Origin of the sequence: Streptomyces sp. NPDC006283, assembly GCF_040613325.1 — a bacterium.
Taxonomy (GTDB): domain Bacteria; phylum Actinomycetota; class Actinomycetes; order Streptomycetales; family Streptomycetaceae; genus Streptomyces.
This window is the reverse complement of sequence record NZ_JBEXRZ010000207.1, coordinates 1-13,398: the sequence shown is the minus strand read 5'-3', so window position 1 is coordinate 13,398 and position 13,398 is coordinate 1. Positions and strand designations below refer to the sequence as shown.

The window sequence follows — 13,398 nt, the reverse complement described above, 5'->3', positions numbered from 1 at the left end:
TTGAGTTATGAGTTTGTTTTTCTATTAATAACTCCCGGGGGGCGGGCCGGGCCGGGGGGAAGGGCACGGCCGACACCGACGTTGTCCTACTCAGCGATGGCATGGCGTATCCCCATAGGTGGTCGGGTCGTCACGGGGCTCCAGGCGGCCACGTCCCGTAAGCCATCGAGCGGCTTAACCACCGTGTCGTTCGCGATCCGCAGCCGCCGGGCGACCTCAGCGATCGTATGACCCCCCGCGCACTCCAGCACGATGCGCGACCGAACGCCAATGCCTGGGCACTCGAACTGCGACGCACCCACGACTGCAACATCTCCCGCTCGACGTCACTCAGCACCAACGGCGGATCATCGGTCCAGGACGACTCGCATCAGTCACACCGGACCAACGACGAATCTCCGACTCTGGTCACTAGTCCCCGGCGGGTCTCTTCGTCAGGCCAGATCAGCTGCCGTGAGCGTGGCGCACGGAGCTCAGCGGCGGACCACGATGCTCGTGATCCGCTGATCAGGCCGTCGACGGCCGTGCTCCCGCAGGCAACGGCCGCGGACCCGCGGCCGGCTCCCTAGCGGTAGCGGATGTGCAGGTGGTTGTCGTGGTTCGGGTAGCTCGTGGTCAGCCCTTCCGAGATCAGCTGCGGATCGTTGAAGAAGATCAGCTCGACATGGCCGGGGGCCTTCGCCCGGATCTGCTGCACGAGCGCGCGAGTGGCCGCGCGGTCGTACGTCGACGACTGCCAGGTGATACGCCCTGCGGTGCACTGCGCGGAGTCGGTGCGGATCGGCCACACGTCGATGTCCATCCCGACTTCGTGGCTGGCGTGGCCGGGAATGTCGCCGCCGTGCTCGAAGCCCGCGTCGCCGACGGGCAGTCTGCCGTTCCCGGTGGCGGCGAAGCCGGCTGCGGCGGCTTCCAGCTGGCCGACGGCGCCGGCCGTCGCCCAGTGGGCGCCCGCGTTGCCGTCGGGGCTCTGCGCGCACATCGTGCCGGTGCCGAAATTGATGTTCTCGTAGTGCCACAACAGGTTCTTCCACGTGGTCGGTCCGACGACGCCGTCCGCACCGAGCCCGGCGTGGGACTGGAAGGTGCGCACGGCGGAGGCGGTGCCGGGCCCGAAGGCCCCGTCGACCGTGAGGCCTGAGCCCCGCTTGGCGTTGAGGAGCGCCTGGACGGCCTTCACCGCCGGCCCGTTGTCGCCCTGCCGTACGGTGACGGCGAGCGCGCCCCATGTGGCGGGGCCGACGACGCCGTCCGCGGTCAGGCTTTTGGACTGCTGGAAGCCCACCACCGCGCTGTGCGTGCCCGAGCCGAAGGCGCCGTCCACGGCCACGGACCGGCCGTGCGCGGCGAGCAGGTGCTGCAACGCGACGACGTCGGAGCCCCGGTTGCCGTTGCTCGTCAGCGGGAACGCGGCCTGGGGGAAGGCCTGCGCCGGAACGCCCAGTCCGAAGAGCAGGCCTGCCGCCGCGGCGAACAGCGTGATGATCCGCGCGAGTCGTCTCACGATCCCTCCCTCGCTTCTCTGCTCGCTTCCCTGCACCTGTCTGCCCATGTCCCTGCTCACCTTCCTGACTGGAGGGCGTCCCAGGTGGCGGGGCCGACGATGCCGTCGGCGCCCAGCCCGCGCGAGGACTGGTAGTCGCGTACGGCCTGACCGGTGCCCGAGCCGAAGACGCCGTCGATGGCCATCGTCCGGCCGAGTGCGGCGGTCAGGGCACGCTGCAGTCGCGTGACGGCCTCTCCCGTCGAGCCGTTCTGGACGGTGGGGGTGGATCCGCGGGACAGCAGCGCCGTCCAGGTCTTCGGGCCGACCACGCCGTCCGCCGTAAGTCCTTTGCTGCTCTGGAAGTTGCCGGCAGCGGTGGTCGTACCCGGGCCGAAGACCCCGTCCGGCGTGCCCGGGTCGTGGCCGGCGGCCTTCAGCAGGCACTGGGCCGCCTTGACCAGGTTGCCGGTCGAGCCGCTCTGGACGGTGGTGTACGCGGTGAAGTCGAGGTTCGCCCCGGTGCAGGTGGGCGTGGGTGGGGTGCCCGTGCCCACGTCGAGGTAGTCGCGGTCGATGTTGATCGAGTAGCCGCCGTAGGACTCGGTGACCTCGCCGGCGTACTGGTGGATCCGCTGGTGGTTGGACCAGTAGCCGGCCGGCACGTACGTACCGGTGTTGGTGTCGGCGGCGCCGTTCCACCACGCGTAGAAGAGGTGGTCGACCCGCGTGTAGGCGCTGTTGTTGTACTCGCTGGCGGCGTCCCTGATGCCGGAGGCGGCGCTGGAGTAGAAGCCCGACAGAAAGCCGCTGCTGTGCAGCCGCTCGGTCCATCCGGACAGGTACGACAGCACGGCCGCCTTGCAGGAGGCCGTCGAGGTGTAGGCCTCGATGTCGCTGTAGATGGCGCTGCCCGCCGGGATACCGAGGTTCGACGCGGCGGTGATGGCGCCGGCCGCCGCGGTGACGCCCTGGGACTTGGCCGTGGCAGGGTCGGCGGACATCTTCAGTGAGTAGCTGGTGCATGGCGCCTGGCGGCCGACATCAATGGGGATCAGACGCCATCCGTTGTTCGTCTGGCTGGTCACCCAGCTCGCGGTCAGGTTCGGCTGTGCGCAGCCGCGGAAGGAGCCGCTGATGTAGACGCCGACCGCGCTGTACGGCGAGCTCGCCTGCCAGGCGTTCATGGCGGCCTGCGACGGTGCGGTGCAGGCGTCGAAGCCCTTGCCGAGGTAACTGCCGGGCTGCGGCCCGGCCGCCGCCAGAGGCGCGGCGGCGGCCTGCCATGCGGTGCGGGGCAGTTCGGTGCGCTCGGCGCCCGTGGTGAGCTCGGCCGAGTCGAGGACGCCGCGCACCAGGCTCTCCGTAGCCGGGGTGTGGGCGGCGGTGACGAGGACGCCGGCGTCCTCGACCGCGAGCTGGATGGTGTCGTTGCCGGCCGCGGCGGACGGGGCGGTGGCCTTGCCTCGCTGCGTCCGCGCGGTCGCCGCCGTCGCCCGGCCGGCGGAGCGGGCGGTTATGGGCTCGACGATGATGCCCGCCGTACGGCCGACGACTCGGGCGGGGCAGTCGTTCTGGTCGGCCGGCTCGCCTATGTAGACGGCGGGTCTGTCGAACCGGAGGCACGTGCGCGGGTGCTCGGCCAGGTCGATCACCTGCCAGTCGGCAGGCACCTCGATGCGATATCCGTGGAAGGTGACGGTGTGCCGGCTGCTCTCGGTCGGGGAGGCCGCCAGGGCGGGGCCGGGGACGGCGGACGCGACAGTACCGGCGAGCAGCGCCAGCACGGCCGTTGCGGCGCGGATGCGCCAGGGGATGCGGAACGACGACATCGGGGCACTCCTACTCGGATGCGGGGGGAGAGTGGGGAGAGCGGCGCGGCAGGTGTGCTCCGTGCCGGGACGAGCGGTGCTGTGCGCGTCGGACTCGCTGTTCAGATGTCGCGACCGGGCGCGGACCAGGCGTGGTCGGTGCGATGTGGAATGAAGGGCATGGTCATGACAATCGAGATCGGAACGGCGCCTCGTAACGTCGTGCCTCCGTTTTGAGTCCTGACTCCCCGCAGGGGATTGAGCCGAGTTTGGCGCCGCGACCGCGGCGTGTCCACTCCGTCACCATCTGCCACAGGACCAGACCTCCGGCACAACAGCCGTGCAGGCAACGATCGTTGAGCCCTCGCTGCGACAGCGTTGGACAACAGCCCTACGGGAGCACCGCACAGGCGACGACGGCGACCAGCACGGAGCGCAGGACGGTCATACCGCTCGGTCGCCGCGACCGGCACGTCACTGTTCCGACGAGGGCCTGGGACGCTCCCGAGGCGGGCTCACCTGCAAGATCCACCTTGTCAGGGAGGGCGGCTGCCGCCCGCTCGGGTTTGTGGTCACGCCCGACCAGTGGGGGGACGCACCGCAGATGATTCCCGTGCTGGAAGAGATCCGCGTGCCCCGGCCGGCTGGTTGACGACCGCGCACCCGGCCCGACCACGTCGGGGGAGACAGAGCGTACTCGTCACGCCGCAACCGGCGTCACCTGCGCAGGCGCCAGATCAAGCACAGGATCCCCGAGCCGAGGAACCAGCAAGCCAACCGCCGGCGCCGCGGCAGCCAAGGCGGCCGGCCCACCGGGTTCGACAAGACGGCCTACCGCCGCCGCAACGAAGTCGAGCGGACCATCAACCGGCTCAAGAACTTCCGCGCCATCGATACGCGCTACGACGAGAGGGCGTACGTCTTCCACGGGACGGTCACCGTGGCCGCGATCCGCCTATGGCTCCGCCCGGGGTGAGACGTCCCGTTCAAAGGTCCGTCGCACCTGGATAGTGGCGGCGAAGGTCGCTGAGTACTGGCCACCGCCCGCCGGCACGTCTCGTACCTCGACGCCCTGATCTGCCCGACGACGGCCGCCCCCGGCCTGCCCGCCGGAGACGACCTCCTGGGCCGCCTGGTGGTGAACGGCGAGGACCACGGCGAACCCCTGTGGGCGGCCATGACCGCCCCCTTCAACATCAACGACCGCTGTCCGGTCCTCAACGTCCCCAGCGGCTTGTCCGGTCGGGTGTCCCCACGGGCGTCCAGATCGTCGGCCACACCCACGGCGCCCCGACTGCCCTCCGCGTCGGAAAGGTCCTTGAGCAGCTCATGCCCTGGACCTACACCCCGGTCCGCCGGCCCTCGGTCGGACCGAGTTCGGCAAGCAGTTCCCGAGTGTGTTCGCCGAGTGCGGGGGCGGCCTCGCGGAAGGTGTCGAGGCCGGCGCCGAAGGTGACGGGGAAGCGGGCCTGGGGGGTGGAGGGGCTGGCGGCTGGCTGGTGGAAGAGGCGCCGGGCTTGGGCCTGGGGGTCGGTGAGGAGGTCTGCGGGGCGGGTGAGGACGGGTGCCCAGGGTGCGCCGATGGCGTCGAGCCGCTGGTGCCACCAGTCGTAGTCGCGTGCCGCGAACACGCGGCGCAGGAGCGCGCCTACCTGGTCCCTGGCCGCGGTGCGGTCGGCGCGTCGGTCGTGGTCGGCGGAGTCGAGTTCGGGCAACTCAGGGAATTCCGGGGCGAGGTCGGTGCGCAGGCGGCGCCAGAACTTGTCCTCGAAGGTGGCCAGGGACAGCAGGCGGCCGTCGGCGGTGGTGAAGACGTCGTTGTCGCCCTGGACGAGCCCGGCCGCGAGAGGGTCCTCGATGCCAAGGAGGGGGAGGGCGAAGAGGGAGCACCAGGCGGTGATGGACTCGGAGAGGGAGACGTCGATGTGCTGGCCCTGCCGGTCGCTCCGGTCCCCGGCGAGGGCGGCCGTCAGGGCGAGGGCGGCGTGCATGGCTCCGGCCATGTCCCCGACGCGGACGCCGGGGCGGGTGGGAGCGCCGTCGAGGCGGCCCGGGACGGCGAAGAAGCCGGAGAGGCCGAGGAAGTTCAGCTCGTGGCCGGGCTTGGCGGCGTAGGGGCCGGTCTGTCCGTAGCCGGTAAGGGAGCACAGGACGAGCCCGGGGTTGACGGCGTGCAGGGCGTCGAAGCCGATGCCGAGGTCGTCGAGGACGCCGGGGCGGAAGCTCTCGACGACGGCGTCGGCGGTGGCCGCCAGCTTGAGGAAGGTGGCCCGGCCGTCGTCGGTGCGCAGGTCGAGGGTGAGGGAGCGCTTGTTGCGGTTGAGCGCGTCGAACAGGGGTGGGGCGAAGCGGAGGAGGTCGCCGCCGGCGGGGTCCTCGACCTTGATGACGTCAGCACCGAGGTCGGCGAGCATCGAGGTGGCGTAGGGACCGGGCAGGAGACGGGAGAGGTCGAGGATGCGCGTGCCCTTGAGGGCGGACCAGTGCGGGGGAGTGGCGGTCATGGTGGGGTGGCCTTCCGGGGAGGTGGATCGGGCGGGCGGGTCAGTGCTGGAAGGCGAGGAGTTTGGCGATGCCGTTGCGCTGGATCTCGGAAGTGCCGGTGAGGACACGGAACATGCGGATCTTGCGGAAGAGGAACTCGATCTCGTTGCCCTGGGTCAGGCCCTCCTTGCCGTGGATCTGCACGGCTTCGTCGAGGATGCGGAAGGCGGACTCGGCGACGAACAGCTTGCACATGAACGCCTCGGCGTGGACCTCGCGGCCTTCGTCGAGGGCGGCGAGCGCGGCGTACGTCATGGAGCGCGCGGCGTAGAGCGCGGTGGCCATGTCGGCGACCTTGTGCTGGATGGCCTGGAGCATGAGGAGCGGCTGACCGCCGGCCACTTTGCGGGTGCGGGCCCGGTTCAGCGTCAGGTCGAGGGCGCGGCGGGTGGCGCCGAGGACGGTGGGGCAGTGCAGCAGGCGGTTGGTGGTCACCCGGCCGAGGGCGATGCGCATGCCCTTGCCCTCCTCGCCGAGAAGGTTGGCGGCGGGGACGAAGCAGTCGTCGAGGACGACGTCGCTCTCGATGTGCTCGCCCGACATGGGGGTGGCGCCGTCCTCGACGCGGCAGCCGGGACTGTCGAGGTCGACCAGGAACGCGGAGAACGAGGGCTTCTCGCCTTCCTGTTCGCCGGTGCCGGCCATGCGGGTGACGACGATCGCGAAGTCGGCGAAGGGGCCGGCGGAGGAGAAGACCTTGTGTCCGGTCAGCCGGTAGCCGTCCCGGTCGTCGTCGCGTACGGCGGTGGTGGTCATGGAGCGGACGTCGGACCCGGCATCGGTCTCGGTGAGGGAGAAGCAGCAGGCGCGCTCGCCGCGGATCAGCGGCAGCAGGTACGTCTCCAGCTGGTACGGCGTGGCGTGCTTGAGGATGTCCCCAGCGCGCAGCGGGCCGCCCATGTCGCCGAGGACGCTGTGGGACAGGACGCGCCCGCTGGCGCCGACCTCTTCCTTCAGTGCCGCAAGCTGGGTGTAGGTGAGGTCCTGGCCACCGTACTCCTCGGGCAGGTGGATGCCGTAGAAGCCCAGCTCGCGGCTGCGGCGCCAGACCGGTTCGAGATCCGCGCGGGTGAGACGGCTGGTGGGGGTGATGCCGCGCTCGGCCTCGTAGTCGGCGAGTTCGCCGTCGAGGTAGTCACGCAGCCGCTCGACGAGACGCGCGGTGCGGGGGTCGTCGTACGTGGGACGCAGGGAGAAGGGCACGGGGCTCTCCAGGGCTCGTGGGTCTGCGGGGACGGTCAGTTGACGCGGCGGCCGGCACCGGCCCAGAACGGTTCGCGGACCGCCTTGCGGTCGAGCTTTCCGTTGCGGTTGTGGGGCAGTTCGGCGACGAAGTCGATGGAGCCGGGCTTCTTGAAGCGGTCGAGCCGTTCGGCGCAGAAGGCGATCAGCTCGTCGGCGGTCACGGCGGCGCCGGTGTGCGGGACGACGACGGCCTTGACGGCCTCGCCCCACTTCTCGTCGGGGACGCCGACGACGCAGGCTTCCTGGACGGCGGGGTGCTCGTAGAGGGCGGCCTCGACCTCGGTGCAGTAGATGTTGAACCCGCCAGAGATGATCATGTCTTTCTTGCGGTCGACGAGGAAGAGGTAGCCGTCCTCCCGCATCCACGCGAGGTCTCCGGTGTGCACCCAGCCGTCGCGGAACGTCTGCGCCGACAGCTCGGGGTCCTGCCAGTACTCGCGTACGCAGTCGGGGCCGCGCACGATGATCTCGCCGACCTCCCGGGGGCCGAGCTCCCGGCCCGCGTCGTCGACGACGCGTATCTCGGTGTCGTACGTGGCACGGCCGCACGACTGCAGCAGCTCGGCGTCCTCCTTCACCGCGTGGGCGATCTCCTCGCCGCTCAGACCCGCGACGACGCTCGTCGTCTCGCCGAGGCCGTACCCCTGGGCGACCACGGGGCCGAAGAACGCGACCGCGTCGCGCAGGCGCTGCGGGGAGATCGGGGCGCCGCCGACCCGCACGCTCGTCAGCGAGGAGAGGTCGTACCTTCCGGGCTCCGGATGCGCGAGGACCATGTTCACCATGGCCGGGACGAGGAAGGTGGTGGTGATGCCCTCCTTCTGGACCGTCTCCAGGAACGCCTGCGGGCTCCAAGTGGGCAGGACGTGGGTGGTCGAGCCGCCGAAGACGCCGGCCAGCAGGGCCATGCCGGTGGCGTGGGTGATGGGGCCGCAGGCGAGGTAGCGGGTGCCCGGGTGGGGGCGGGACTCGTCGGACATCAGCAGCTTGCGCATGTTGGCGAGGCGGTTGCCGACCGTCTGCACCGCCGCCTTCAGAGCGCCCGTGGAGCCGGAGGTGAAGTTCAGGACGCAGGCGTCGGACTCCTCTACGTCGACGAGGAACGGCGCCTCGTCCCCCTCGCCGAGCAGAGCGCCGTACGTGACCTCGTCGGCGGCCGGAGTCCCCGGAGCGTCCAGCGCCACGGGCAGGCAGTCGGTGCCTGCCGCCGCGATCGCCGCGAGGGCGTCCTCGCGGTGGGCGGCGTCGAAGACCAGCACGCGTACGGGGGCATACCGCAGGATGTGCTCGATTTCGCCGCGCCCCAGGCGGGCGTTGATCGGCGCGCGGGTCAGCCCCGCTTTGTAGAGGGCGAACTCGACCTCCACGAGCTCGCCGCGGTTCCAGGCGAGCGAGGCCACCGCGTCACCGGGACGCAGACCCCGGCCGGCGAGGGCGGAGGCGAGCCGGTCGGTGGTGCGGTCGAGCTCGGTGAAGGTCCACCGGCGCTCCCCGCAGACCAGGGCCGGGGCGTCGGGCCAGTAGCGGGCGCTGCGGGACAGGTACGTGCCGAGATTCATCAAGACGTGCTCCAGAGGGAAGCGCGAAGCCGGGGACACAGCGCCGACCTCCGGGGGCCGGCAGCGTACGTTTACGGCTAGACCAATTACAGACAGCTTGTTCAGTAACTGTTCAGCTGTCAAGCGTCTCCTAGACTGGCGCCCTGCACTGACGACGATCGAGGAGGTACGGGTGGCCGAGGACAGACGCACCAGGCGCTCACGCCGCGCCCTGGGTGCGGCCCTGGTGGAACTGGTCCTGGAGCGGGGGTTCACCGCGCTGACGGTGGAGGACATCACCGAGCGGGCGGACGTGGCCCGCGCGACCTTCTACGCCCACTTCCGTGACAAGGAGGACCTGTTCGCCCGGGTGACGGGCGACCTCCTGGCTCAGCTCGGTGAGCGGCTGGAGCCCGCCGTCGCCGACAGTGCGGTCGGCTTCACCGGCAAGCCCGTCCTGGAGATGCTGCGGCACGCCCGCGAGGAGCGTGACCTGTACCGGATCGTGCTGCGCGGCGAGGGGGACGGGAAGCCGCTGCAGATGTTCGTCGACGCCTGCGCGGCCGCCACGGCCGAGGAGTTCAGGGCGCGGGCCGAACGCAACGCCGTCCAGCCGCGCATCGACCCCGAGCTCCTGGCCCGCGTCTGGGTGGGAGAGCAGATCGCCGTCCTGCGCTGGTGGGTCGAGCAGGACACTCCGTCCCTGCCCGCCGAAGAGGTTGTGCGCATGCTGCTCGACCTGGCGATGCGCGGCCGGTACTGGGCCAGCGGCTTCGAGGCGCCGCCGGCCTGACCGGGCATCCCACGGGCGCCCGGTCAGCCCAGTGATGGGGGGCGGGGCGGGCGTCGAGGGCTCAGGCGGCCGCGGCCGCCCGGGGCGCAGGGTCGGCCCCATGAGTCAGCCCCAGCCGTCGCGCGTCCCTTTCTGGGCGGATCAGGGTCAGGGCCGCCAGTCCGCAGACCAGCATGACGGCGGCGGACAGCAGGAAGGCGTGGGTGTAGCCCGCGCCCGGGGAGGTGGCGGAGTCCAGCAGGTGCCCAGTCAGAGCGGGTGCGACGAGGCTCGGCAGCGTTCCGGCGGCGGCGACGATGCCGAACACCGCCCCGCGCTGGAGCGGCGGGACCACGACCGACGTCGTCATGTAGTGCATGGGGAAGGCCACGGCGTGACCGCCGAACGCCACCACGAGGAGGGCGACGTGGGCGGAGTGCTCGTCGACAAACGGGAAGGCGGCCATGGCCAGGCCCGCGACCGCCACGGCGACCCCCTGAGGAGCGGCGCTCGCCCAGCGGTCCGAAGCCCCCCGCCGCCGGAGCCGGTCCGCCACCGGGGGCACCGACAGCAGCAGGACCAGGCTCAGCGCGGAGATGCCGCTGATCAGCGTGGCGGCCCCGCCCGGTGTCATGCCCTGCTGGGTGCGGAGGTAGACGGGCAGCCAGGCGTGACTCAACGCAAGCGCCCACGAGGCGCCGAAGGCCGCCGCGACACTCCCGATCACCGTGCCGTTCAGCAGCAGACGCCGGTACGGCAGCCGCTCCGGCCCCGCATGCGAGCTCCCGCTGCCCGCCGGCAGGGCCTTCGCCCGGGGCGCGACCTCCTGCCCGTACGGGCCGTCATGGCCGAGCCGCCACCACACCAGGCTCCATACCGTGCTCGTCACCGCGAGTACCACGAACGCGGACCGCCAGCCGAAAGCGGTGATCAGCCAGGTGACGACGGGTGCCGCGACCAGCATGGCCAGGGCAGCCCCGCTGATCTGCAACGCCGAGGGAAGCCCCCGCCGGTCCGCCGGGAACCACTTGTACAGCGCGTGCATCGACATCGAGGCCGCAGGCCCCTCGGCGGCCCCCAGAAGCATCCGCCCGGCCACCAGCGCCGGGACCGAGGCCACGATCAGGGCCGGCAGCTGGGCCACCGCCCACAGGATCGCCATCGTGAACAGCAGCACCCTGCTGGATATGCGGGCGGAGACGAAGCCGACGGCGAGCCCGGAGAGGCTGAAGAGCAGGGCGAACGAGCTGGAGATCATCCCGTACGTGCTGTTGCTGATGCCCAGCTCGTCCATGATCGGCACGGCCGCCAGCCCCAAAACGGCCTTGTCCGCGTGGTTGATCAGCATGAACACCACGATCAATGCCGTGATCAGCCATGCTCGCCGTCGGTCGAACGCCGGAGCCCGTGAGGATGCTGCAGCGGCGTCGACGGGCGGCGCGGGGGAGGTGGGTTCGATCACGGGTTCACTCCTGCGGCTCGGAGAGGAAGGGCGCGAGAGCGGCGAGACCGGGCCGATCCCTGGGGCCGGTCGACAGCTCCCGCGGGGGACGCGCATGCCGGATGAACAGCAGACGCCGTCCACCTCTGCCCCCTGATGACGAACAGGTTGTACGTTAATGATGGTCTTGTTCAAGAGTTTGGCGCCAAGTATCTACCGCGACGAGAGGGGGAGGATTCGCGGTACCGCGGAGCGTGGCCGACTCCGGACGGCCCGTCCCGGCTCCTGCCGGGCCGATCGGCCTGCTACGAGACCAAGCACGGCACCACGAAGAATGGCTGCCCACCGCGTGGGCCAGGTGGCTGTTTGACAGCGTGCCGGTTCGGAACTCGCGAAGACCCTGAGCGACCAGGACATCGGCCGGCAGAAGTGACCTGGCGAGCGACCGTGGGGCCAGCGCTCGGCTCCTCCCGCACGGCGGCAACGCCATGGTGTCGGGCTGCTTCTGGCAAGGCGCCAGCGGCTCTGCGGGGCCGCCGGGTGCGAAGCTGTCGCTCACGAGTTCCACGCGGCCGAGGGATTTCGGGTGGACGGCAGACAGCGAGCCGGCTTCTGGGGCGGTAGAGCGTTGACCTGCCTATGGCCCAGGGGAGCGCCTTCGTGAACTGGAGCGATGTAGGTGCCCGACAGGTCGGGGGTGCGTGGACGCACGTCGTCCGTGCGTGCGGAGTGGTCTGCCACCCGTTTGACGGAACATCAGGTGAGTCAGCACTCGGTCAGCATGAGTCGCCGGGCGTTCCCGGAGAATTGCCCGGACATGAGTCGGTGACGGCGCGAAAGCCTAGGTGGGGACCCATATCGCCTGGCCGGAGCGATGTTCCTCACAAACATCGTTCGGCGCGTGCCGGTGTACAGTCGAGACCGCCCTTGACCTGCAGGAAGCAGGCAGGGAGCAGACGAATCGGGAGTTTGTCCATGCTTCGCACCATGTTCAAGTCCAAGATCCACCGGGCCACGGTCACCCAGGCCGACCTGCACTACGTCGGGTCCGTCACCGTCGACCGCGATCTCATGGACGCCGCCGACCTGCTGCCCGGCGAGCTTGTCCACATCGTCGACATCACCAACGGCGCGCGCCTGGAGACCTACGTCATCGAGGGCGAGCGCGGCTCCGGTGTCATCGGGATCAACGGTGCCGCCGCGCACCTGGTGCACCCCGGAGACCTGGTGATTCTCATCAGCTACGCACAGGTCGAGGACGCCGAGGCACGCCGACTCGTGCCCAGCGTCGTGCACGTGGATGCCGACAACCGCATCGTGGCGCTCGGCTCCGACGCCTCCGAGCCCGTGCCCGGCAGTGACACGGCCCGCAGCCCGCAAGCGGCTCGCGCGCTCTGACGGGCCGGCTCGAGATCATGCTGGCGCTGCTCCACACCTCCCCCGTGCACGTGCCTGTCTTCGACGCCCTGAGGGACACGCATCATCCGTCCCTGGCGATGCGGCACCTCGTGCACGAGAACCTGCTGGCCCGTGCGGTGCGCGAAGGGCCGGACGCCGTCCGGCCCGCAGTGGCCGACGTCCTCGCGGGAGCCGTCGCGGACGGGGCCGACGCCGTGCTGTGCACCTGTTCGACGATCGGCGGCGTCGCGGAGGCGTTGACGCCGCGCCTCGGTGTCCCCGTGCTCCGGGTCGACCGGCCCATGGCCGCCGAGGCGGCCCGGTACCGGCGCATCGTCGTGATCGCGACGCAGGGCAGCACGCTCGAACCGACGGCCGCCCTCATCCGGGACGAAGCCGCAGGACGTGACCTCGAGCTGCGCACGCTGGTGGTCGAGGGCGCATGGGAACGCTTCGAGGCAGGAGACCGTGACGGTTACATCGACGCGGTCGTGGCCGCCGTGGACACGGTGACGGGCGCCGATGTCGTCGTCCTCGCGCAGGCGTCGATGGCGGAGGCAGCCGCTCGCGTCCGCGGGCCACTGCCCGTGCTCTCCAGCCCGGAGCCGGGCTTCCGGGCGGCAGCGGCTGTGGCGGGGGCGGCTGCCGCAGGCGCCTGAGCACGGCGCCTGAGCACGGCGCCTGAGCACGCTCCTGAGCGATGTCCCGGCCGTACGCGGCCGGTGGTGGGATCGCCGCGGCGCCCGGCGAGTGGATCGGGCGAGTGCGGGAACGCGGACCTGGAGACATGGGAACGCACGACTTCGCACCATGGAGGCCCGGCATGACCCACCCGTACCCAGACCCCGCACCGCCGGTGCCCACGCCCGACCCCGGGGCGCCGCCGGACCCGGGTCCGCTGCCCGGTCCGGTGCCGACCCCGAGCCCGCCGCCCGTGCCTTCACCGGACCCGATCCCTCAACCACCCAGGCCGGGACCGGAGCCCGTCCCGGCGCCTGAACCGGAGCCCCAGCCGGGGCCGGCCGGTCCCTGACGAACCGGGCCGCCCGGGGCGGGGGGTGGTGGCCAAACCGCCCCGGGGTCCCACCCAGCCGGGCGGACGGGCCGATAAGCCCCACTCCCCCACCCAGCCGGCACCCCCCCCCCGAGTGAATAAAACCTTTTCG

The 13,398-nt window shown here is 71.0% G+C and carries 9 protein-coding genes and 1 pseudogene; 4 read left to right on the top strand and 6 right to left on the bottom strand.

What is annotated here, in order from left to right:
- Positions 1-565: 565 nt before the first annotated feature.
- Together ABZ070_RS29715 and ABZ070_RS29710 are read right to left on the bottom strand one after the other, a co-directional pair.
- A complete protein-coding gene (locus tag ABZ070_RS29715; protein ID WP_356638436.1) occupies positions 566-1,504 on the bottom strand; it encodes a penicillin-insensitive murein endopeptidase in 939 nt (312 codons plus the stop codon).
- Positions 1,505-1,560: 56 nt separating this feature from the next.
- The gene (locus ABZ070_RS29710; RefSeq protein WP_356638435.1) at positions 1,561-3,315 is read right to left on the bottom strand and encodes a glycoside hydrolase domain-containing protein; all 1,755 of its coding nucleotides are present in this window, start codon (positions 3,313-3,315) and stop codon (positions 1,561-1,563) included.
- A gap of 442 nt (positions 3,316-3,757) precedes the next feature.
- Between ABZ070_RS29710 and ABZ070_RS29705 the strand changes: the two are divergent.
- Positions 3,758-4,270: pseudogene (locus ABZ070_RS29705) on the top strand (IS5 family transposase); the annotation flags it as partial.
- Positions 4,271-4,634: 364 nt separating this feature from the next.
- Here the strand turns inward: ABZ070_RS29705 and ABZ070_RS29700 are convergent.
- Genes ABZ070_RS29700 through ABZ070_RS29690 form a run of 3 tightly spaced genes read right to left on the bottom strand, consistent with a single transcriptional unit; the run spans position 4,635 to position 8,642 of the window.
- Positions 4,635-5,798: a CaiB/BaiF CoA-transferase family protein gene (locus ABZ070_RS29700; protein ID WP_356638434.1), complete on the bottom strand. Its 1,164-nt coding sequence runs from the start codon at positions 5,796-5,798 to the stop codon at positions 4,635-4,637.
- A gap of 40 nt (positions 5,799-5,838) precedes the next feature.
- Positions 5,839-7,041, bottom strand: a complete 1,203-nt coding sequence (locus tag ABZ070_RS29695) for an acyl-CoA dehydrogenase (RefSeq protein WP_356638433.1) — start codon at positions 7,039-7,041, stop codon at positions 5,839-5,841.
- Between the two features lie 35 nt (positions 7,042-7,076).
- A complete protein-coding gene (locus ABZ070_RS29690; RefSeq protein ID WP_356638432.1) occupies positions 7,077-8,642 on the bottom strand; it encodes an AMP-binding protein in 1,566 nt (521 codons plus the stop codon).
- Positions 8,643-8,814: 172 nt separating this feature from the next.
- Between ABZ070_RS29690 and ABZ070_RS29685 the strand changes: the two genes are divergently transcribed.
- Entirely contained in the window at positions 8,815-9,414 is a 600-nt protein-coding gene (locus tag ABZ070_RS29685) for a helix-turn-helix domain-containing protein (RefSeq protein ID WP_356638431.1), read from the top strand.
- Between the two features lie 61 nt (positions 9,415-9,475).
- Here the strand turns inward: ABZ070_RS29685 and ABZ070_RS29680 are convergent, their stop codons facing one another.
- The gene (locus ABZ070_RS29680) at positions 9,476-10,855 is read right to left on the bottom strand and encodes an MFS transporter (protein WP_356638430.1); all 1,380 of its coding nucleotides are present in this window, start codon (positions 10,853-10,855) and stop codon (positions 9,476-9,478) included.
- Between the two features lie 954 nt (positions 10,856-11,809).
- Here ABZ070_RS29680 and panD point away from each other — a divergent pair.
- Both panD and ABZ070_RS29670 read left to right on the top strand, forming a co-directional pair.
- Positions 11,810-12,232 (top strand): aspartate 1-decarboxylase, encoded by a 423-nt coding sequence (panD, locus tag ABZ070_RS29675; protein WP_356638429.1) that lies wholly within the window; start codon positions 11,810-11,812, stop codon positions 12,230-12,232.
- A 17-nt stretch (positions 12,233-12,249) separates the two neighbouring features.
- Entirely contained in the window at positions 12,250-12,891 is a 642-nt protein-coding gene (locus ABZ070_RS29670) for an aspartate/glutamate racemase family protein (RefSeq protein ID WP_356638428.1), read from the top strand.
- Positions 12,892-13,398 lie beyond the last annotated feature (507 nt).

Bases quoted from the DNA above. Each gene is read 5' to 3' on its own strand.
- panD (WP_356638429.1), top strand. From the start codon at position 11,810: ATGCTTCGCACCATGTTCAAGTCCAAGATCCACCGGGCCACGGTCACC.
- ABZ070_RS29700 (WP_356638434.1), bottom strand. From the start codon at position 5,798: ATGACCGCCACTCCCCCGCACTGGTCCGCCCTCAAGGGCACGCGCATC.
- ABZ070_RS29690 (WP_356638432.1), bottom strand. From the start codon at position 8,642: ATGAATCTCGGCACGTACCTGTCCCGCAGCGCCCGCTACTGGCCCGAC.
- ABZ070_RS29710 (WP_356638435.1), bottom strand. From the start codon at position 3,315: ATGTCGTCGTTCCGCATCCCCTGGCGCATCCGCGCCGCAACGGCCGTG.
- ABZ070_RS29670 (WP_356638428.1), top strand. From the start codon at position 12,250: ATGCTGGCGCTGCTCCACACCTCCCCCGTGCACGTGCCTGTCTTCGAC.